Consider the following 20,363-nt stretch of genomic DNA (forward strand, 5'->3'; position numbering starts at 1 on the left):
TGAGTACCTCTACTGAAGACTGAATATTTATCCGGCAGCGAATTCTGACGGAGGACCGGGCACCCCTGTCTAGGTGCCCGGCGGGATTTCCTGCGGCTTAGGAGAGATTAGCCACTGACGGGTAGAGCGGGTGCGCGTCGGCGAGTGCCTCCACACGGCGACGGAGCCCGGAAAGGTCCGCACCGGCGTCGGCCATCAGGGCCTCGGCGATGATGTCGGCAACCTCAACGAAGGCGGCCTCACCGAAGCCGCGCGTTGCCAGCGCCGGCGTGCCGATGCGCAGGCCGGAGGTGACCATGGGCGGGCGGGGATCGAACGGCACGGCGTTGCGGTTGACGGTGATGTCGATGGCCGCGAGCCGGTCCTCGGCTTCCTGGCCGTTGAGTTCGCAATGGCGCAAGTCCACCAGGACCAGGTGGACGTCGGTGCCGCCGGAGATGACGGAGATCCCCTTGGCGGCGAGGTCGGGCTGGACCAGGCGGTCGGCCAGGATCCGGGAGCCGAGAAGCACGCGCTCCTGGCGTTCCTTGAACTCGGGCGTTGCGGCGATCTTGAACGCCACGGCCTTGCCGGCAATGACGTGCTCAAGCGGCCCACCCTGCTGTCCCGGGAACACGGCCGAGTTGATCTTCTTGGCGATGTCGGCGTCGTTGGAGAGGATGATGCCGCCGCGCGGACCGGCCAGGGTCTTGTGCGTGGTGGAGGTGGTGACGTGCGCGTGCGGCACCGGCGAGGGGTGCAGCCCGGCCGCGACGAGCCCGGCGAAGTGGGCCATGTCCACCATGAGGTAGGCGCCCACCAGGTCCGCGATGCGGCGGAACTCGGCAAAGTCGAGCTGGCGGGCGTAGGCGGACCAGCCGGCAACGATCAGCGCCGGCTTGTGTTCCAGGGCCAGGCGCTCAACCTCGGCCATGTCCACCTGGTGCGTGTCCTCGCGGACCTGGTACGGGACCACGTTGTAGAGCCGGCCGGAGAAGTTGATGCGCATGCCGTGCGTGAGGTGTCCGCCGTGGGCCAGGTTCAGCCCCATGATGGTGTCGCCGGGCTTGATCAGGGCGTGCATGACGGAGGCGTTGGCCTGGGCGCCGGAGTGCGGCTGGACGTTCGCGAACTCCGCGCCGAACAGGGCCTTGACCCGGTCGATGGCCAGCTGCTCAATGACATCCACGTGCTCGCAGCCACCGTAGTAGCGTTTCCCGGGGTAGCCTTCGGCGTACTTGTTGGTCAGCACGGAACCCTGTGCCTGCATGACGGCGGCCGCGGTGTGGTTCTCCGAGGCGATCATTTCCAGGCCGGTGCGCTGGCGGGTCAGCTCGGCGTCGATCTGGACGGCGATTTCGGGGTCCAGCGCGGACAGCGGGGCGTCCAGGCTCGGCGAGATCACCTGGACGTAGTCCACTCCGACGGCGCTCACAGCTCGCCGCCGTTGGCTGCGGCGTACTCGGCCGCGGTCAGCAGCGGGCCCTCGGATTCCACGGCAACCTTGAACAACCAGCCGGCACCGTAGGGATCGGAGTTGATCACGGCGGGGTCGTCGACGGCGGCGGTGTTGACCTCGGTGACCTCGCCCGTGACGGGGGCGTACAGGTCTGAGACGGATTTGGTGGACTCGATCTCTCCGCAGGGTTCGCCGGCGGTGACGGTGGCGCCGACCTCGGGCAGGTCCACGTACACGATGTCGCCCAGCGCGTCGGCGGCGACGGCCGAGACGCCGATCGTGGACGGGCTGGAACCATCAGTGGAGATCCACTCATGCTCGGCGGAATACTGCAGTTCGGGAGCTACTTTGCTCATGGGGTAAACCTTTCAGTTGGTCTGGTGAAAGCTTCAGGCATGGAGGCCGGAGACTACTTTTGGCGCCTGTAGAACGGAAGTGCGACGACCTCGAAGGGCTCGGCCTTGCCGCGGAGGTCGACGTCGAGCAGGGTGCCCGGTTCGGCGTGGGCGACGTCGACGTAGGCCAGTGCGACCGGGTAGCCCAGGGTGGGGCTGGGCTGGCCGGAGGTGACTTCACCAATCACGACGCCGTCCTTCAGGACCGGGTAGTGGCCGCGCGCGGCCCGGCGGCCAACGCCCTTCAGGCCCACGAGCTTGCGCCCCGTGGTGGTGCCTTCGCCGGATTCCTTGATGGCGGCGAGGGCGGCCCTGCCCACGAAGTCGCTTTCCTTGGCCAGCGACACCACGGGTCCCAGTCCGGCGGCGTAGGGGTGGCCGTCCAGGGAGAGTTCGTTGCCGTACAGCGGCATGCCGGCCTCCAGGCGCAGCGAATCTCGGGCGGCAAGCCCGGCCGGAATCAGTCCATGGGCTGTGCCGCTTGCCAGCAGCGCCTGCCAGAGGGCTGGCGCGTCGGCGTTGGGCAGGTAGATCTCGAAGCCGTCCTCGCCGGTGTAGCCGGTGCGTGCCAGCAGCAGTTCATGGACAGTGCCGCCGACGGTGATGCCTACCTCAACGGCAGCGTAGTACTTCAGCTCTTTCACCAGCGGGTGCTGCCCGGCCGGCACGAGCGTCAGGAGAATGGCTTCCGCGTTGGGGCCCTGGACGGCGATCAGGGAAGTCTCGCCGGAGACGTCCTGGACCCGGACGTCAAAGCCGGCGGCGCGTTCGGCCAGAAGTGCTGCCACGGTGGCGGCGTTGCCGGCGTTGGGCACCACCAGGTATTTGTCGTCGCTGCGGCGGTAGGAGATGAGGTCGTCGATGATGCCGCCGTCGGCGTTGCAGATCAGCGAGTACTTGGCCTTGCCCACGGCCACGGCGGACAGTTTTCCGGCCAGGGCGTAGTCCAGGAACGCTGCGGCGTCGGGGCCGCTGACCCAGACCTCGCCCATGTGGGAGAGGTCGAAGAGGCCGGCGGCATTGCGGACGGCGTGGTGCTCGGCCAGTTCCGAGGAGTATTTCAGCGGCATCTGCCAGCCACCGAAGTCGGTGAAGGAGGCGCCGGCTTTTTGGTGTTCGCCGTAAAGGGCTGTGTGGTTCTCAGTCATGGGGATTCCTTTGCGGTGTCAGTTTTCGAAGTCTTCGATCGGGGGGCAGGAGCAGACCAGATTCCGGTCCCCCGCCGCCCCGTCAATGCGTCCCACGGGCGGGAAGTACTTGTCCTGGCGCAGACTGGCCACCGGGAAGACGGCCTGTTCGCGCGGGTAGCCGCGCTCCCAGCTGGAATCGACGACGACGGCGGCCGTGTGCGGCGCGTTCCGCAGCGGGCTGTCCGCCAGGGTGAAGTCGCCCGCGGCGACCTGGTCGATTTCGTGGCGGATGCTGACCATGGCCGTGATGAACCGGTTGATCTCGTCCAGGTCCTCGGACTCGGTGGGCTCCACCATGAGCGTGCCGGCCACCGGGAAGGACAGCGTGGGGGCGTGGAAGCCGTAGTCGATCAGGCGCTTGGCCACGTCCTCGGCGGTGACGCCGGTCTTGGCCGTCAGCTCGCGCAGGTCCAGGATGCACTCGTGGGCCACCAGGTCCCCGACGCCCGTGTACAGGACCGGGAAGTGCTCGTTGAGCTCGGAGGCGATGTAGTTCGCGGCCAGCAGCGCGGACTTCGTGGCCTCGGTCAGCCCCTGCCCGCCCATCAGCTTGACGTAGGCCCAGGAAATCGGCAGCACGCCGGCGGAGCCAAAGCGTGAGGCGGAGATCGGCGCCCCGGTGGCCGGTTCCCCGGCCGTCTCGACCAGCGGCGCGTTCGCGTCGCCTGGCATGAAGGGGGCCAGGTGGGCCTTGGCCGCAACGGGGCCGACGCCGGGTCCGCCGCCGCCGTGCGGGATGCAAAACGTCTTGTGCAGGTTCAGGTGGGAGACGTCGCCGCCGAACTTGCCGGGCTGGGCGAGGCCCACCAGTGCGTTCAGGTTGGCGCCGTCAACGTAGACCTGTCCCCCGGCGGCGTGGACGGCGTCGCAGACCTCGCGAACGTCCGCATCGTAGACGCCGTGCGTGGACGGGTAGGTGATCATGATGGCCGCCAGCTGGTCCCTGTGGGTTTCAATCTTGGACTGCAGGTCCGCGCTGTCAATGGCACCGTCGGGGGCGGTGGCCACGACGACCACCTTCATGCCGGCCAGGACGGCGGAGGCGGCGTTGGTGCCATGCGCGGACTGTGGGATCAGGCAGATGGTGCGCTGGCCGTCGCCGCGGGAGCGGTGGTAGCCGCGGATGGCCAGGAGGCCTGCGAGCTCGCCCTGGGAACCGGCGTTGGGCTGGAGGGAGACCTGGTCGTAGCCGGTGATCTCACAGAGGTCCGCTTCCAGGCCCGCGATGAGTTCGCGCCAGCCACTGGTCTGGGAATCCGGGGCAAAGGGGTGGATGGAGGCGAACCCGGGCCAGGACATCGCTTCCATCTCGGCGGTGGCGTTGAGCTTCATGGTGCAAGAGCCCAGCGGGATCATGGTCCGGTCCAACGCCAGGTCGCGGTCGCTGAGGCGGCGGATGTAGCGCAGGAGCTGCGTTTCGGAGCGGTGCGTGTTGAACACGGGGTGGGTCAGGAAGTCCGAGGTGCGCCCGGTGTCCGCGGCGAGGGCAAAGGTTGCCCCTGCTCCGTGCTCGGTGCCGTCGCCCGCCGGTGCGGCACCAAACACGGCGGCAACGCGGGCGGTGATGTCCGCCGTCGTGGTTTCATCAAAGGAGATGCCCACGTGGTCGGCGTCGATGGGGCGCAGGTTGATGCCGTCCCGTTCGGCCAGTGCCACGATGGCGCCGGCGCGTCCGGGAACGCGCACCGTGAGGGTGTCAAAGAAGGAGCCGTGGAGCACTTCGACGCCGGAGGCCGCCAGTCCCGCGGCGAGCGTGCGGGCGTGGCTGTGGATCGTTTCGGCGATCGCCTTCAGCCCCTCGGGGCCGTGGTAGACGGCGTACATGGAGGCGACGATGGCGAGCAGTGCCTGGGCGGTGCAGATGTTGGAGGTGGCCTTTTCGCGGCGGATGTGCTGCTCGCGGGTTTGCAGTGCCAGCCGGTAGGCGGGAAGGCCGGTGTTGTCGGCGGAGACGCCCACGATGCGGCCTGGGAGTGTGCGTTCCATCCCGTTGCGGACGGCCATGTAGGCGGCGTGCGGGCCGCCGAAGAACAGCGGTACGCCGAAGCGCTGGGCCGTGCCGACGGCGATGTCCGCGCCCTGCTCGCCGGGAGGTGTGATCAGCGTCAGTGCCAGCAGGTCCGCGGCCACCGTAACGAGGGCGCCGCGTTCCTTGGCCGCGGCAATGACCGGTGCGTGGTTGAAGACCCGGCCCGAAACGCCGGGCTGCTGCAGGACGACGCCGTTGATCGCGCCGTCCGGCAGGCCCAGGGACAGGTCCGCGATTTCCACCTCGAAGCCCAGGGCCTCGGCCCGGCCCAGGACGATGGCGATGGTCTGCGGCAGGAGGTCCGCATCGAGCACCGTTTTTCCGTCCGAGGCGCCCTTGGACTTGTTGGCCCTGCGCATGAGGAGGACGGCCTCGGCCACGGCCGTGGCTTCGTCGAGCAGCGAGGCGTTGGCGACGGGCAGTCCGGTAAGGTCGCTGACCATGGTTTGGAAGTTCAGCAACGCCTCGAGGCGGCCCTGGGAGATTTCCGGCTGGTACGGCGTGTAGGCGGTGTACCAGGCCGGTGCCTCCAGGATGTTGCGGCGGATCACGGCAGGCGTCACGGTGTCGTAGTAGCCCTGCCCGATCAGCTGGACGGCCGTCTTGTTCCTCGCGGCAAGTGCGCGAAGTTCGGCCAGCACCTCCACTTCGCTGAGCGGCGCCTGCAGCACCAGCGGCGTCCCCTGGCGGATGGAGTCGGGGACTGCGGTGTCGACCAGGGAGTCGACGCTGTCGTAGCCGATGGCCTTGAGCATGGAGTCGATGTCGGCCTGCCGGCGGGCACCGATGTGCCGGTCGGCAAACACGGTTGGGTTGGATTGAATCGTCATGAGGAACTCCAAGGTACGGCCGTCCCCGTTGGGGCCCGGCATGGGTTTGGGTTCCTCCCCGCTCTGTCTTGGACCTGAGAGATTCCGTAGGACTTGTCCGTCCACTTGCACCGTCGGTGAGCCGGGCTTTCGCCAAGCTGCTTTCCAGAGTTGCCTCGCCGTGGCGGTACGTGGGCCTGAGAGATTCCTGGGGAGGATTTGCTCCTACGGCGCCGCCAAAAAAGTTGGGAGGACTCTCCCGCCACGATTCGAAAGGCATATGAAGTTGTGGGTGATTCGCAGCACACGTTACACGAAGGATCGGCCTGCGGCAAAGCGGGCGGGTCTCGCCGGGATCATCGACCCGCGCACCCGCGGTGCCCCTGCTTGGCGTTGCCGTCCTCGCGGTCCGCGGCCTGTCCCCGGAGTTCCTCTTCCAGTGTGTCGGGACGGTCACGGACAAATCGGTCGATGGCGGCCGACAACGTCGCGTCCGGGTGCAACCCGCGCAGGTTTTCGACAAAGAGGTCTTCGGCCTGCCGGGGCGTCGCCGGGCGGCGATGTGAATCGGACACCAACTATCCCGCTCCCTGTCGTTGGCATGACGTGTCACCACGGCCGCCAACCTGAGGTTTCGCGGGCAATTTTGCCAGCAGCGAAGATCAGGAGCAATGCCGCCAAAACGTGATGTCGGTTATAAGTTGAGTCCGCCTCCAGCATGTCGCGCAGCATTCCGGCGCACGCCGTGGCAATGCGGATGACCATCGGCGAGTCGAGCCGGCAGGGCTCCCGTTCGTCACCGGAAATGTAAGGCAAGTCCACCGCGAAAACGCCCTTGGCCGTCGCTGACGATGGGGACCGCCAGCCCTTCGGAGTATTTGCGGGCCACTTTGCGGAATTCGTCGTAGGAGAATCCCCTTCCCGCCGCCTCCGGCAGTGACGCATGGGCCTCCCACGGTACGTTTTCCGGACGCTTCCAGGCGGCAGCAACCTCGCGCCAGTCGAAGTGCCGCGGCGCGACGTCCCGCATTGCCTGGCCAACAACCCCCTTGCGGTCCGACCACTGGATGCCGGAGCCCTGCGGGTGCTCATTCAGGCGGTACCGGACGACGCGCCGCAGGCGCCGGTGCCGGAACGGCCACAGGCGCCGGCGGACGGTGTAGACGCAGCCGCCGATTTCCGTCAGGTCGATGTGGGTGACATCGCTGATGGATTTCAGGGATGCCAGGACCGCCTTCTCCAGCTGGCGTTGGTGTTGTTGCTGGCGCGGGAGCCGGTTGAGTCTGGCGGCGCCGCGAACACTTTGCACGAAAACCACCAGGCCGGCGGCCACAACGATCCAAAACTAGACGGTGGGATTGGGCGCGATCATCCCCCCGGCGGCCTGGCCACGGCAGCGGTTTGCTTGCAGTCGCGAGTGACCGCCGCCACTCGGTTTGCGCCCGGACGCCCGTTGCATTACTGTGTGACTCGCGTCACCGAAAGAAAAGAAGCATGTGCCCATGATCCGCGGCGGGAGAGTCCTGCCGGTACGTCCTGGCAGGCGCCGTAGGAGCAAACCCTCCCCGGGAATCTCTCAGGCCCACGTACCGCCGCGGCAAGGCAACTCTGGAAAGCAGCCGAAGGAAACCAGGCTCACCGAAGGTGCAAGCGCACCCTTGTTCTCAAGGATGCGCGGAAACTCTCAGGTCCCAGACAGAGCGGGGAGGAACCCAATTAAGCGTGGCCGCGGCCACCTGAACGATGGAGTTCCCTGTGACGATTCACCGTCCCCAGTCAGTCCAAGATGCACCGCCCCGGCTTGAGCGCCAGCTGAGCAACCGGCACATCCAGCTGATCGCCATTGGCGGGGCCATCGGCACCGGCTTGTTCATGGGCTCCGGGAAGACCATCTCCGCTGCCGGGCCTTCGGTCATCTTTGTCTACATGATCATCGGCTTCATGCTGTTCTTCGTCATGCGCGCCATGGGCGAACTCCTGCTCAGCAACCTGCACTACAAGTCATTCAGCGACTTCGCCGCGGACCTTTTGGGCCCGTGGGCCGGTTTCTTCACGGGCTGGACCTACTGGTTCTGCTGGGTGATCACCGGCATCGCCGACGTCATTGCCATCGCCGGATATTCCCAAGAACTGTGGCCCGGACTTCCCTTGTGGATCCCCGGGCTGGTCACGATCGGCATCCTCCTGGTGCTGAACCTGACAACAGTCAAGGCCTTTGGCGAGACGGAATTCTGGTTTGCCCTGATCAAGATCGTGGCCATCGCCGCCTTGATCATCGTGGGCCTGTTCATGATCTTCGGCGGGTTCCGCTCCAACGCAGGCGCTGCGAGCTTCACCAACCTCTGGAGCCACGGCGGCTTCTTCCCACACGAGTTCATGGGATTTGTGGCGGGTTTCCAGATTGCCGTGTTTGCCTTTGTGGGAATCGAGCTGGTGGGCACCACGGCGGCCGAGGCGAAGGACCCGGAGAAAAACCTCCCCAAGGCCATCAACTCCATCCCGGTGCGCGTGCTCCTGTTCTACGTTGGCGCCCTGATCATCCTGATGTCCGTGATCCCCTGGACGCAGTTTACCGCCGGCCACAGCCCGTTCATCGCCATGTTTTCCCTGGCCGGCCTGGGCGCCGCGGCCACTGTGGTTAACCTCGTCGTGCTGACCTCCGCCATGTCCTCGGCCAACTCGGGCATCTACTCCACCTCGCGCATGGTGTACGGCCTCGCCCAGGAGGGGGACGCCCCCAAGGTGTTTGGCCGGCTCTCCGGCCGCAAGGTTCCCAGCAACGCCCTGTTCCTCTCCTGCGTCCTGCTGCTCTCCGGCGTCGTGCTGATGTATGCCGGACAGGACATTGGCAAGGCCTTTGAAATGGTGACCACGGTGTCCGCAGTGTGCTTTGTTTTCGTCTGGTCGATCATCCTGGCCAGCTACATCGCCTTCCGGCGCCGCCGGCCGGAGCTGCACAACGCATCCGCGTTCAAGATGCCCGGCGGCATTCCCATGGTGCTGGTGGTCTTTGCGTTCTTCGCCTTTGTCCTCTGGGCGCTGACCACCCAGACCGACACCCTGGAGGCCCTGCTGGTCACACCGATCTGGTTCATCGCCCTCGGCGTCGTGTGGCTCTTCCTGCGGCGCCGCCCGACCCACGTGGCACGCTACGCGACGTTCCGCGGCGAGCTCAAGTCGGAACGCGGCGTGAACTAAAACGCACCCCCGCCGTGGTGCCGGTGCCGACGGCCAGCGCGGCACTCAGGGCTGCGGCTTGACCCCGCCCTCGCGCACGGGCGGCCCCCAGGTCCGCTCCCCGGCCGGACAGCTCAGTTCCCGGCCGCGGCCTCCAGCGCCGCCTTCGCCAGCGGACCGCCGGTGATGGCGCCGAGGTCGCCGTCCTCCACGAAGACCGCAACAGCAATGTCGCCTTGGGCGGCAATGACCCACGAGTGGGTGCGCGGAGGGTTGTCGGTGCCGTATTCGGCCGTTCCGGTCTTGCCGATCGCCGGTGCCCCGGGCAGGTCGGCCAGGTTGGTCAGGTAGCCTTCCGTGACGGAGGCCCGCATGAGCGTGCGCAGCCCTTCGGCCTCCTTGGCGGTCACGGCCGGCCCTTCGGCGGGCTTGGCCTTCGCGTCACGCCCGGCCACGAGCACCGGCACCACCTCGGCTCCCTTGACGGCCGAGGACATCAGCGTGGCCATGGCCAGCGGGGATACCAGCACCTTGCCCTGGCCGATCATGGAGGCGGCGTGCGCGGTGCCGGCGGAATCGCGCGGGACCACGCCCATGAACGCGTCCAGGCCCAGGTCGCTGGTCATGCCGATGCCCAGGGCACCGGCCGCGTCGGCCAGCTTGTCCTGCGCCAGGTTCTTGTACTGGGAGACAAACGCGGTATTGCAGGAGTGGGCAATGGCCACGGTCATGGGGATCTGGCCCTCCGCGTCAACCGCGTAGCCCGGGGCGTTGAGGAACTTCTTGCCGTCCGCCGTGTATTCAGGCGTGCAGCTGAGTGTGGACTGCGGGGTCATGCCCTCCCGGAACAGGCCCAGGGACGTGGCGATCTTGAAGGTGGAACCGGGGGCGTACTGTCCCAGGAACGCCGTGTTGTAGCCGTTGCTGTCCGGGCCGTTGGCGGCGGCGAGGATGGCGCCCGTTGACGGCCTCATGATGACGATCGAGCTCGGCGTCTTGACATCCGCCAGGGCGTCCTCGGCGGCGGTCTGGAGCTTTGGCACAAGGGTGGTCTTGACGTCCTTGCCGTCGACTGGGGCCTGGGTGAAGAGGATCTTGGCGCTGGTGGTGGCATCCGCGGACGGGGCGGCGGCCTCGGTGGCACTGGGCGCGGTGGCACCGGGGGCGGGTGTGGCGGCCGTGCCTGCCACGGCCTCGATGGTCACGCCCGGCGTTCCGGCCAGCTGGTTGTCAAAGGAGGCCTGCAGGCCGCTGCCGCCCACCACCTGGCCGGCCGAGACCTTGCCGTCGGACTTCTTGATGTCCTCCGCTGTCGCCTCGTGGACGGAGCCGAGCACCGCCTGGGCGAAGGTGCGCGACGGCGCCAGCGGCAGGGTGCCCGGGGTAGCCAGGAAACCCTTGATGTCCTTCAGCTTCGCCTGGTCCAGCGCGTCGTATGCCTCCTGGCGCAGCGTGATGGCGTCCACGAAAGCGACGGGGCCGTAGGCCTTGACCTTGGCCAGGTAGGCGGCCGGGTCGACGACGACGACGGCGGCCAGCGCCTTGGCGGACGCCGCGGCGACCGCTTCGCTGAGGCCGTCCTTGTTGATGCCCAGCGTTTCCACGGGCCGGTCCTTGACGATCGACTGGCCGTCCGCGGCCAGGATGCCCGCCCGATGGGGGTAGCTGGTGGAGATCTTCAGCCGTTCGCCGGCCTCCAGCCGGGGCACCAGCATGTCAGGGGCCCACGAGATGGTCCAGCCGTCGCCGTTGCGCTTCATGTCCGCCCCGGTCGTATAGGTCCACGGCTTCGCGACATTCGGGAGGGTCCATGAATAGCCCAGGGAGATGCGGGCAGTGCCGTCATCCTTGACGGCGACGCCGTCCACGGTGACCTTGGGCCATACGGGGTCGATCCCCCTCGACAATTCGGTGAGTTCCCTTTGGACGGCGGCCGCCGGCTGGTCAAAGGCCAATGCACCCACAGTATGCGCCGCGAGCGCCACGGCAAGGGCCTTGGCCGTTCCCGTGCCGTCGTCCTTCGGGGACGAGCAGGCCGCACCGGCCAGGACGAGAGCCAGCACGAACAAAAGACCCGCGGCACGACGAAGCATGAAACCCCCAGCGTTGATTGTCTGCCCAGCCTACCGAAAAAATTTGGGCGTCCAACCAAAAACAGTGTGCGTCCCGGCAACCAAGGCCATGATAAGACCGTGGAAGCGGGAACCGGGGATGGCACGGCAGGCGGCGGGTGCGCCCGGCCGCAAGGGCTTCGGCGGATGGACGCACCGCGCTGCAGTGGCTCCAGCGCAGCTTGCTGTTCGTCGTCACGGTGGTTGCTGGTTGGGCCGTCATGGGCTCATCGCCCTGGAGATCCACAACCGGGCCCGCCAGCCAGGGCTGTTCCTGGTCATCTGGGTCGTGGCCGCCCATATCCTGCTCCCGCGCCTGAACCGCCTGCTGCCAGGGCTTTACGTCCCCGACTACTTCACCGGCCGGACGCGCACGGCCGACGGCCTGCTCGGGCACCCCGTCACCCTGCGCAGCAGCTGGCACTTTATCCGGGCCTCGCTGCTGCGCCGCAGCTACCCCACCGCGCCCGTCAGTGCGCTCTTCGTCTTCCAGCGCAGGCAGACCCTGGCGTTTGAGCGCGAGGTGGACGGCAGCCCGGCCCGGCGCCACCCTGTCCGGTTCTGGGTGTGCCCCGGCGGCTGGAAGCTGCCCGGCGGCTTCGACGTGGACCTGGTCGGGGCGCCACCGTCCACACGATCCGGCACTTCTCCACGGGACACCACAGCCGCAACGGCGGGGCGACGGCGGCAGTTGCCTTGCGCCACGGCGCCCTGTTTGCCTGTGCCCCAGGCATGCGGGACCTAGGACGATGGGCCGAGGATGATCTCGCTGACCACCGGGGCCGGGCCGCGGTCCAGGACCAGGCGGACGCCGGTGACGGGCGCACCGCCCACACGCACCTTCGTGTAGCCGGACTTGAGGGTGCCGGCCGTGGTCCAGGCGTCCCCGCGCCGAATCTGGACGGTGCCGGTGGCGGTCCCCACCACGGTCACGGACGCCAGGTCCCGGGCGTCGAACTCCCGGGTGAGGGCGTCGCCGGCCATGGCGTCCCGGGATCCGGTCCAGGCGGTGTCCACCCGGCCGTCCACGGTGTCGGACAGGACACTGCCCTCGGCCGAAGGAATCGTGGAGGCCACTCCCACGGGGACCGTGCTGACCGTGAACTCGCGGATCTTGACCCACTTCCCTCCGGGGTTGACGTCCGTGGCAATGATCCGCACGTAGCGGGCTGTCACGGGCGTGGCGAACGTGGCACTGATGACCGGTGCGTTGTTGAAGTTCCCGGCGTCCGTCCAGGCGGCGCCGTCAACTGAGTATTGCAACTTCGCGTGGTACATCATGTCGGCGCTGACGGTATCGGAGTCCGCCTGTTGGATTTTCACACTCGTGATGCTGGCCGGGCCGCCCAGGTCTGCCCCGATCACGGACCCGACCACCGGGGTGGAGTTGGTCCAGAAGATGGTGCCGGTGTCGCCGTCGAACATCTTGTCCGGGGTGTTGTTGCCATATGGCTGGAAGCTGGCCACCGCTTTGGGCGCCGCTCCGGGGGCCGGCACGGCCCCCAGCCAGGAGTCGGCCGTGGACTTGGCCCTGGCGATGAACGCCTGGAAGACGCCGTCACCCACCTGCGGGACCACCAGGCCCTGGTCGAGGGTGGGCTGCGTGGCAGCGCCGGCGGCAGCGACGGCCGTGTTCAGCAGAGTGCGGGCGGCGACGACGGCGGGCCCGTCGCCCTTCTTGACGGCCTGAAGCATGTCCAGGGCGTGGCCGGTGGCGCTGCCCCAGTGTGCGGCCGTGTCGATCCAGTGCTTCGCATCCGAGTAGAAGCCGGCCTCGGCCATTGCGGCCAGGTCCTTAGGCATGCCCTGGATCAGCCTGGCGCGGGCGGCGAGCGTCGAACGCGCCGGGAACTTCCCGGCGTCGTACTGGGACCAGAACGCGGCGACGTCGGCCGACAGGGCCGGGGCGCGGGTCGTTCTGCCAATTCTGGTTCAGGTCGGCGAACGCCGTGAGTGATTCGAGGCTGCCCTTTCTGGTTCCTGCGAGCAGCTTCAGGGCGGCGTCCATGGACTGCCGCGGCTGGTAGGCGGGGCCGTTCCAGGTGAAGTCGGCGAAGTTGAACAGCGTGGGAAGCGACGCGTAGGACTCGATCATCGGGTTCGCCGTGATACCCGTCGTGGCCGTGTAGAGGTCCGCGTCGCGGCCGATCAGCGGCGCCAGGAACAGCTTGTTCTGGGCGAAGTCGTTGACCGGGTAGTTGTCCCAGATGAACAGGCCGCGCGGATCAGCTGCTGTGCCGTAGGTGACTTGGGCGGCCTTGGTGCTGGCGGTGGTGATCCGGTGCAAGACCACCTGCTCGCCGGTCCACTGCAGCAGGATGTCCTTGTCCATTTCCACGCCCAGCTCACCCTTGTAGGGGTCCGCTGCGGATCCGGCATAGTTGGTGGGCACCATCTGGAGTGCCCCGACGTCGGCGTGCTTCTTGATGAACTGCGCGTTGACAGCGTTCAGGTAGTAGGCCTGGGCGTCGGCCAGTCCGCGGAAGTTCGTCTTGGGGAACATGGCCAAGTCCCCGGCGCATTGCAGGTAGGGGGCGATGTCGTCCAAGGCGATGTAGAAGTCCCGGACGCCGAGTGCGTGGAGCGAATCAAACTTGGCAACCGTCGAATCCAGGTCGGCCTTGTTCGAATAGCAGATGTCGTTGCCCGGTGACAGGGCGTAGGTGAATTTCACGTGATTCGCGGCGGCGGCGTCGATGAGTTCCTTCAGCTGCCGCTGTTCGTCGCCGGAGTACAGCCCGCGCCACTGTGCGCGCAGCAGCGGATCGTCCTTGGGCGAGTAGATGTAGGTGTTCATTTTCTGCCGGCCATGGAATGCGAACTGGTCCAGCCGCGCCTGGTGCGACCAAGGCGTGCCGTAGAAGCCCTCCACCGTGCCCCGGACGCTCATGAGCGGCCAGTCCAAGACCCGGACGGGCGCGATTGTTTTCCTGCTGATGACCTGGCGCAGGGTCTGGACGGCGTAGAAGCTGCCGTTGCCGTCCGCGCCGGCCAGCACTGCGGCGTTCCGGCCCTGTACGGTGCCGGTGGCCAACACGTAGCCCTCGGCGTGCGCGAGCGTCGGCGCCGCGTCGACCCCCAGCTCGCCCAGGGCGTCTCGCACGTTGGGGTTGTCGCTGGGCGTGCCGAGGTAGATAACACTGCCGTTCCTAATGTCCTGGGTGCTGGTCACGACCTCAACGTTGTGGCTTTGGGCCCTCAGGACGGCAGTTGCCCCCTTCACGGCGGCCTGGTCCGTGGTGGCGCCGACCACCAGGGTCACGATGCCCGAGAGCGGGACCTCCCGGCCCTGAGTGACTGCGGATTGGGGCACCGGGTAGATGGCCGGCGTGAGGGGGTGGCCGTTGCCTTCCAGCGGCCGGGTGGCTGCCACGGAGCCCGGGGCTGCGGTGAGGATGAGTGAGCCGGCAACAAGGGCGGCAGCCCCCGCGCCCGCAATTCGTCTGATGAATGTAGATGTGTTGAGTTTCATTGGGCCTCCTTGCGGTCGTTTCCGCACCGGCCGCGTGGCCGGCACCACTTCACTCAACCACCGGACATCGGATGAATAAAGGGGTGTCCGGACACACTTGACATCCCTGTTCCGCCATTCAACTGTTTCGTCAAGATGGTTTTCCATCCGCTGTCACACAACTCACCGCAGGCCGTGGGCGCCAGCCGTCCGCGACGTTGACGCCTTTTCACTCGGATTCCCGCCGCCGCCGGGAACGGTGCCGCAAAGTGTGTCGCGAATGTCTGCCTTTGTTACGTCCGGGCCTTGTTACATCCGGGCCGCCGTCAATCGGCGATGGCCAGGTACTTCCACTGCCCCGCCAGCGTGACCCGGGTGCCCCAGCGGCCCGTTAAGACGGGGTAGTAGTAACGGGTGCCGGTCGCGGCGTTCCGGGCAATCAGCCCCCTGCTGCCCGGGGAGGCAAATCCGGGCACCGGGCTGAGGGTGTCAAACCCCTGCCAGCCGGTGCCGATCACGCGGCGGGTTTCACTGATGATTGCGCCGGATCCGTTGCCGCGGTACAGCAGCATGGCCCCGCTGGAGCGCCGCACCAGCAGGTCCGCCCTGCCGTCGGCGTCGAAGTCGAGCTGCGTGATCTTCAGGCCGGTCCACCCCGTGCCGATCCGTACTGCCGTGTCAACCGTTGTCCCGCGGCGGTTGGCCCAGTAATACAGGCCCCCGGCACTGTTGGTGCCGACCAGCCACGGGTAGCGCGCGGAGGCGGACCACGTGCCCACGGTGAGAGTGACGCCCTGCCAGCCCTGGGTCGCGATCACGGGGCCATAACCCAATCCCGTGGAATTTCCCAGGTACACGCTCACCCGGCCGCTCTTCCACTGGACCAGCAGGTCGAGGATGCCGTCGCTGTTCCAGTCGGTGACATGCAGGTCGCGAATGCTGTAGAAGCCTGTGCCGATCCTGCGCGCGGGGCCCGACTTCAGGCCGCCGGGGGCCGGTACGTCAAAAAGCCGCCCCGAGGAGTCGGCATATACAGTGTCCGCGGCCGAGGTGATGGCGTGCACGGGCGGAGGCGACGGACTCGGCTTCGGGGTCGGCGACGGGGTGGGCGACGGACTCGGCTTCGGGCTGGGCGACGGCGACGGGGTCGGTGACGGACTCGGCTTCGGGGTCGCCGTCGGGCTGGGCGACGGGGTCGCCGACGGGCTGGGCGACGGGGTCGCCGACGGGCTGGGCGACGGGGTCGCCGACGGGGCGGCGAACGCGCCTACACCGGAGGGGGTGCCCAGTCCGGTGGGCCCGTCATAGCCGGCGGCGCCGGAGCACAAATAGGCCGCCGCGCAGCTGCCGTTGCTTCCCGTGGTGACATCGTTGAGCTGGCCGCTGTGGGCGTAGGGGAACTGGGCCGGGTACGAGCCGGCCGCCGGCGTCCCGGCCATGGCATAGATGGCGGCGATCAGCGGCGCGGACGCGCTGGTGCCGCCCATCACCATCCACCCGCCTGCGGTGTCGTAAACGGCCACGCCGGTGGCCAGGTCCGCCACGGCCGACACGTCGGTGACGGTCCGGGTGGCGCAGCCGGCGTCGGACTGCCAGGCCGGCTTGGCCGCGCCGTACGAGCAGCCGCTGCCGGTGCCGGACCAGGCGCTCTCCGACCAGCCCCGGGCGCTGCCGTCGCGGCTCAGGCTCGTCCCTCCCACCGCCGTGACATAGGCAGAAGCGGCAGGGTACTCGGCGCCGTAGCCGCTGTCGCCGGCGCTGGCCGTGATGGCCACCCCGGGGTGGTTGTAAAAGCTGTCAAAGGAAGCGTCCGAGCTGCTGGACGCCGTGCCGTAGCTGTTCGAGACGGCGACCGCCCCCTTGGACACGGCCGTGTTGACGGCTGCGCCCAGGTCGGCAACGGCGTCGGTATCGGCCTCCACGAGGAGGATGCTGCAGAGCGGGCAGGCCGCGGAGACCATGTCCAGGTCCAGGCTGATTTCCTCGGTCCACCCCGCGTCCGCGGCCGGGTAGGCGGTGCCCCCGCGCTGGTCCACCTTGGCAAGGCATCCGCTGGCCGCGGTGCACGGCGGCAGACCGTACTTGGCCCGGTAGGTGGCAAGGTCGGCTTCCGCGGTCGGGTCGTCATAGGCGTCGACCACCGCCACCGTCATGCCGGTGCCGGCCGTTGCGGCAGGAAGCCTGTAGGCGGCCTGCAGGTCGGTGGGCGCGTAGCCGAACGGTACGGTCGTCGCCGTTGCGAGAGGGCCGCTGACGTCGACGTCCTTGACGGAGTTGCAGCTGGCACGGCCCGGCAGGGCCAGGGCGCACACCGGCCGGTGCCGGTGGCCGGCCAGGGAGGCCTTGACGTTCCGGTTGATGTCCGGGTGGACGGCCACGGATGCGGCGGGAGGGGCCGGCGGGGAAGGCGCGGCGACGGCGGCCGCGCCGGAAAGGACAGTAAACAGTAGGAACACAGTGGCGGCCGCGAAGGCATGGTGCAATTTTTTGCTCACCCGTGTACTTTGCCCCATGATTCGGAATCGGCGCGCATCGGCGCCTTCTGTTACGTCAGCGCGTCAGTCTACGCCTGGTCAAGCCATTGAACTGTCCCCGGGCCGGGCTCCGGCGGCTCTGGACGGGACGGGCATTGCTGGCCGAGACTTGGTGTGTGCCAGAGCTCCCGGAAATCCATGCTCTCGTCAAGGATCTCGATGCCCGAATCCGTGGCAGGACCGTGGCGCGCCTCGACGTGCATTCCATTTCGGCGTTGAAGACCTATGATCCGCCGGCCTCCGCGCTGGCCGGCCAGACCGTGCGCGCCGTGGTCCGGCACGGGAAGTTCCTCGACTTCGCTGTGGGTGACGTCCACTTCGTCGTCCACCTGGCGCGGGCGGGGTGGATCCGCTGGCGCGAGAACGTGCCAGCATCGTCGGGGGTGCCGGGCAAGGGTCCACTCGCGGCGCGGCTGGTGTTCAGCGACGGCTCGGCCCTGGACATCACGGAGGCAGGCACCAGGAAGCGCGTGGCCGTCTACGTGGTCCCGGACGCGGGCAGTGTGCAGGGAATCGCGCAGCTCGGACCGGATCCGCTGGACAAGAACTTCACCGAGCAGTTGTTCCTTGGGATTCTCCGGGCGGCGGGGCGGTCCGAGATCAAGGGATTGCTGCGCCAACAGTCGATCATTGCCGGCATTGGCAATGCCTATTCAGACGAAATCCTCCATGCGGCACGGATGTCGCCGTTCAAGCCGGCGGCCATGGATGCAGCGGAGGGCAGGCGCCTGTTCAAGGCGTTGCGGACCACCCTGGCGGAAGCCGTCGCCCGGCTGGACGGCCTCCCGGCCTCTGAACTGAAGGGCGGGAAGAAATCCCACCTCAGCGTGCATGGCCGGGCGGGCGAGCCTTGTCCGGTCTGTGGCGACGTCATTCGCCAGGTCAACTTTGCCGACTCCAGCCTTCAGTACTGCCCCACCTGCCAGACCAAGGGAAAACTCCTGGCGGACCGGCGGTTGTCGAGGCTGCTGAAGTAGGCCCGCGCAGCGGTGCCGCGGTGCTTAAAGGCGATCTCCTGGGAAGCGACCCGAGCTTCCCAAAATTACGCCTGCCGGACGGCGAGTTCACCGGGCACGTCGGCGTCGAAGACCAGGCGGCGGGTGGCGATCTTGTCGGTGAAAAAGCGGTCGTGGCTGACCACCAGTACGGCGCCGGGAAAGTGCAGCAGGGCCCGTTCCATGACCTGGGTGCTGGAGAGGTCCAGGTGGTTGGTGGGTTCGTCGAGGACCAGCACCGAGGCACCGGAGAGCAGGCACTGGGCCATGGCCACACGGGCCTGCTGGCCGCCGGACAGCTGGCCGATGCGCTGTTTCAGCTCCGCCTCGGAAAACTGGAACATGGCCAGGAAGCGGTTGACCGATTTTTTGGTGGCGGTCAGGGCGAGGCTGTCCGGCATCGCGTTGACGGCATGCGTGACCGTGTCCTCGGGGTCCAGCGCGTCCAGGACCTGGTTGTAGGAGACGGGGCCGCCACCCTTCGCCCAGGCGACGTGGCCGGAATCCGCCGGCTCCTCCCCCATCAGCACGCGCAGCAGCGTCGACTTGCCGGAACCGTTGGCGCCCAGGACGGCAATGCGGTTCCCGCGGCGGATTTCGAAGCTGACGTCGCTGAACAGGGTCCGTTCCCCGTAGGACTTGGCCAGCGACTCCACGCGGCACAGGACGTCCTTGACATGGAGGCCGGCATAAATTTCGGTGATGATCTTATCCACCGGCCGCGGCGCCCGGGCCTTCTTGATCTTTGACAGTTTCGCGTCGAGCCCCTTCGAGCCGGCCTTCGCTGCCGCCCGCCGGTCCGAGATCCCCTCCGCCTCAAACGCCAGCAGCTCGGATTCGTGCACAAACTGGCTCTCCAGCGTCTTGAGCCGGAACTGCTTGGCCACCACGTAGTCGGCAAAGCTGCCGGGGTATTCGTTCAGGTGGAAGTTTTCCACCTCGATGATGCGGGTGACCACTGAATCAAGGAACTTGCGGTCGTGCGAGACGATGACGGCCGCGCCCTTGAAGTTCTTGAACCAGCCCTCAAGCCATTCGACGCCGGCCACGTCCAGGTAGTTGGTGGGCTCGTCCAGGAGCAGCACGTCCGGCGCCTCGAGCAGGATCTTGGCCAGCGCGGCCCGGTTGCGCCAGCCGCCGGAGAGCTCGTCGATGGCACAGGAGCGGTGGGCCCCGTTGAAGCCGAGTGTTGTGAGCACCTTGTCAATGGTGCGCGGATAGTCCCAGCCGTCCAGCCGGTCCATGTCCGCAAACAGTTCCGACTGGCGGTGGATCAGCCGGTCCAGCTCGGCCTCGCAGGGACCGTCCGCGAGCGCGGCGTCGATGCCGGCCAGCTCGGCCTCGACGTCCTTGACGTGGGCAAACACGTCCTCCAGCACCTCCAGGATGGTGGCGGCGCCGTTGAGTTCGGAGAACTGGGAGAAGTACCCGATCCTGGTGCCCAGTTCCACGGCGACGGTCCCCGTGTCCGGCTGCACCTGGTCCAGCACCAGCTTCAGCAGCGTGGACTTTCCCGAGCCGTTGCGCCCGATCAGCCCCACCCGGTCGCCGGCGTCGAGCTTGAAGTAGGCCTCGCGCAGCACCTGCACACGGTCGAAGCGGACGGAGACGTCGTTGAGGCGGATCAGGCTCATGGGTGTGGTCCTTGCATGCGGGTTGGTGGCGGGCCGTGAACAAACACCCGCCCCCACTTTACCGTCCAGCGCCGGCCCGCGTTGGCGGCACCGCCTCGTCCTGGGGATGGCCCGCGAGGCCCGCCGCCCAAGGTACGACGCCGGGAGGCGGCCTGGGCACCCAGGCCGCCTCCCGGCGTCGTCCCTCCCTCAGCCGTTGGGGCGGCTCGGGATGTACTGCAGGGCCCACTTGTTGCCGTCGGGGTCGGCGAAGTTCACAAAGTGACCCCAGGGCTGGACGTCGACGTCGCTGACGTCCACGCCGTTGGCCTTGAGTTGGTCGTGGGCCGCCTGGATGTCGCTGACCACAATTTGCATGCTGGGCGCCGTGCCGGGAGGGGCGTCCGTGAGGCCCTCGCCGATGCAGATGGAACAGGCCGAGCCGGGCGGTGTCAGCTGCACGAAGCGGATCCCGCCGCCGGGCCGCTCGTCAAAGTCGGCGTTGAAGCCCACCTTGTTCACATAAAAATCCTTGGCCCGGTCCACGTCGGAGACGGGCACAAAAATGAGTTCAAGTTTCCAGTCCATGGGTTCACGCTAGTGGAGGCGCCGCCCGCTGGG

General features: G+C 67.6%; 15 protein-coding genes and 3 riboswitches. Of the genes, 3 read left to right on the forward strand and 12 right to left on the reverse strand.

All coding sequences use genetic code 11. The annotated features are described in order from the left end of the window. Nucleotides 1-97: 97 nt before the first annotated feature. The 6 genes from glyA to G6034_RS16105 all read right to left on the reverse strand — a co-directional run bounded on the left by glyA (nt 98) and on the right by G6034_RS16105 (nt 7,194). A complete protein-coding gene (gene glyA, locus G6034_RS16080; RefSeq protein ID WP_343038113.1) occupies nt 98-1,414 on the reverse strand; it encodes a serine hydroxymethyltransferase in 1,317 nt (438 codons plus the stop codon). Beyond that, nucleotides 1,411-1,794, reverse strand: coding sequence for a glycine cleavage system protein GcvH (gcvH, locus tag G6034_RS16085; RefSeq protein ID WP_176636128.1), 384 nt, complete (start codon nt 1,792-1,794; stop codon nt 1,411-1,413). Before gcvH ends, glyA begins: the two co-directional genes overlap by 4 nt. Before the next feature lie 53 nt (nt 1,795-1,847). After that, nucleotides 1,848-2,981 (reverse strand): glycine cleavage system aminomethyltransferase GcvT, encoded by a 1,134-nt coding sequence (gene gcvT / locus G6034_RS16090; protein WP_176636129.1) that lies wholly within the window; start codon nt 2,979-2,981, stop codon nt 1,848-1,850. Nucleotides 2,982-2,999: 18 nt separating this feature from the next. Continuing rightward, complete coding sequence (gcvP, locus tag G6034_RS16095) at nt 3,000-5,882, reverse strand: aminomethyl-transferring glycine dehydrogenase (protein ID WP_176636130.1); 2,883 nt, start codon at nt 5,880-5,882, stop codon at nt 3,000-3,002. Nucleotides 5,883-6,036: 154 nt separating this feature from the next. Beyond that, nucleotides 6,037-6,133: riboswitch (glycine riboswitch) on the reverse strand. A gap of 84 nt (nt 6,134-6,217) precedes the next feature. Then, entirely contained in the window at nt 6,218-6,436 is a 219-nt protein-coding gene (locus G6034_RS16100; RefSeq protein WP_176636131.1) for a hypothetical protein, read from the reverse strand. A gap of 221 nt (nt 6,437-6,657) precedes the next feature. Next, on the reverse strand, nt 6,658-7,194 hold the full coding sequence (locus G6034_RS16105; RefSeq protein WP_218063987.1) for a hypothetical protein: 537 nt from the start codon (nt 7,192-7,194) through the stop codon (nt 6,658-6,660). 170 nt (nt 7,195-7,364) lie between these two features. Further along, nucleotides 7,365-7,463: riboswitch (glycine riboswitch) on the forward strand. A gap of 1 nt (nt 7,464) precedes the next feature. Further along, nucleotides 7,465-7,570, forward strand: a riboswitch (glycine riboswitch). Nucleotides 7,571-7,604: 34 nt separating this feature from the next. Between G6034_RS16105 and cycA the strand changes: the two genes are divergently transcribed. Then, the gene (cycA, locus tag G6034_RS16110) at nt 7,605-9,059 is read left to right on the forward strand and encodes a D-serine/D-alanine/glycine transporter (RefSeq protein WP_176636133.1); all 1,455 of its coding nucleotides are present in this window, start codon (nt 7,605-7,607) and stop codon (nt 9,057-9,059) included. Nucleotides 9,060-9,172: 113 nt separating this feature from the next. Here cycA and G6034_RS16115 read toward each other — a convergent pair whose 3' ends face one another. Further along, complete coding sequence (locus tag G6034_RS16115; RefSeq protein ID WP_176636134.1) at nt 9,173-11,131, reverse strand: penicillin-binding transpeptidase domain-containing protein; 1,959 nt, start codon at nt 11,129-11,131, stop codon at nt 9,173-9,175. A 229-nt stretch (nt 11,132-11,360) separates the two neighbouring features. Between G6034_RS16115 and G6034_RS16120 the strand changes: the two genes are divergently transcribed. Beyond that, on the forward strand, nt 11,361-11,894 hold the full coding sequence (locus G6034_RS16120) for an LssY C-terminal domain-containing protein (RefSeq protein ID WP_246296142.1): 534 nt from the start codon (nt 11,361-11,363) through the stop codon (nt 11,892-11,894). Here the strand turns inward: G6034_RS16120 and G6034_RS16125 are convergent. The 3 genes from G6034_RS16125 to G6034_RS16135 all read right to left on the reverse strand — a co-directional run bounded on the left by G6034_RS16125 (nt 11,891) and on the right by G6034_RS16135 (nt 17,095). Beyond that, nucleotides 11,891-12,952, reverse strand: a complete 1,062-nt coding sequence (locus G6034_RS16125) for a discoidin domain-containing protein (RefSeq protein WP_176636136.1) — start codon at nt 12,950-12,952, stop codon at nt 11,891-11,893. The genes G6034_RS16120 and G6034_RS16125 overlap by 4 nt on opposite strands. Continuing rightward, the gene (locus G6034_RS16130) at nt 12,945-14,621 is read right to left on the reverse strand and encodes a glycoside hydrolase family 84 protein (protein WP_176636137.1); all 1,677 of its coding nucleotides are present in this window, start codon (nt 14,619-14,621) and stop codon (nt 12,945-12,947) included. Before G6034_RS16130 ends, G6034_RS16125 begins: the two co-directional genes overlap by 8 nt. 305 nt (nt 14,622-14,926) lie before the next feature. Further along, complete coding sequence (locus G6034_RS16135; RefSeq protein WP_176636138.1) at nt 14,927-17,095, reverse strand: hypothetical protein; 2,169 nt, start codon at nt 17,093-17,095, stop codon at nt 14,927-14,929. Between the two features lie 155 nt (nt 17,096-17,250). On the opposite strand from G6034_RS16135, the gene G6034_RS16140 reads away from it, so the two are divergent. Then, nucleotides 17,251-18,111: an Fpg/Nei family DNA glycosylase gene (locus G6034_RS16140; RefSeq protein WP_176636139.1), complete on the forward strand. Its 861-nt coding sequence runs from the start codon at nt 17,251-17,253 to the stop codon at nt 18,109-18,111. 65 nt (nt 18,112-18,176) lie between these two features. Here the strand turns inward: G6034_RS16140 and G6034_RS16145 are convergent, their stop codons facing one another. Both G6034_RS16145 and G6034_RS16150 read right to left on the reverse strand, forming a co-directional pair. Beyond that, on the reverse strand, nt 18,177-19,763 hold the full coding sequence (locus G6034_RS16145) for an ABC-F family ATP-binding cassette domain-containing protein (protein WP_176636140.1): 1,587 nt from the start codon (nt 19,761-19,763) through the stop codon (nt 18,177-18,179). A gap of 189 nt (nt 19,764-19,952) precedes the next feature. After that, on the reverse strand, nt 19,953-20,330 hold the full coding sequence (locus tag G6034_RS16150; RefSeq protein ID WP_176636141.1) for a VOC family protein: 378 nt from the start codon (nt 20,328-20,330) through the stop codon (nt 19,953-19,955). Nucleotides 20,331-20,363: the final 33 nt, after the last annotated feature.

Source organism: Arthrobacter wenxiniae (assembly GCF_013376105.1).
Lineage (GTDB): Bacteria > Actinomycetota > Actinomycetes > Actinomycetales > Micrococcaceae > Specibacter > Specibacter wenxiniae.

Coding starts and splice junctions, on each gene's coding strand:
- gcvP (WP_176636130.1), bottom strand. CDS start 5,882: ATGACGATTCAATCCAACCCAACCGTGTTTGCCGACCGGCACATCGGT.
- G6034_RS16125 (WP_176636136.1), bottom strand. CDS start 12,952: ATGCCTAAGGACCTGGCCGCAATGGCCGAGGCCGGCTTCTACTCGGAT.
- cycA (WP_176636133.1), top strand. CDS start 7,605: ATGGAGTTCCCTGTGACGATTCACCGTCCCCAGTCAGTCCAAGATGCA.
- G6034_RS16145 (WP_176636140.1), bottom strand. CDS start 19,763: ATGAGCCTGATCCGCCTCAACGACGTCTCCGTCCGCTTCGACCGTGTG.
- G6034_RS16115 (WP_176636134.1), bottom strand. CDS start 11,131: ATGCTTCGTCGTGCCGCGGGTCTTTTGTTCGTGCTGGCTCTCGTCCTG.
- G6034_RS16130 (WP_176636137.1), bottom strand. CDS start 14,621: ATGAAACTCAACACATCTACATTCATCAGACGAATTGCGGGCGCGGGG.
- gcvT (WP_176636129.1), bottom strand. CDS start 2,981: ATGACTGAGAACCACACAGCCCTTTACGGCGAACACCAAAAAGCCGGC.
- gcvH (WP_176636128.1), bottom strand. CDS start 1,794: ATGAGCAAAGTAGCTCCCGAACTGCAGTATTCCGCCGAGCATGAGTGG.
- G6034_RS16150 (WP_176636141.1), bottom strand. CDS start 20,330: ATGGACTGGAAACTTGAACTCATTTTTGTGCCCGTCTCCGACGTGGAC.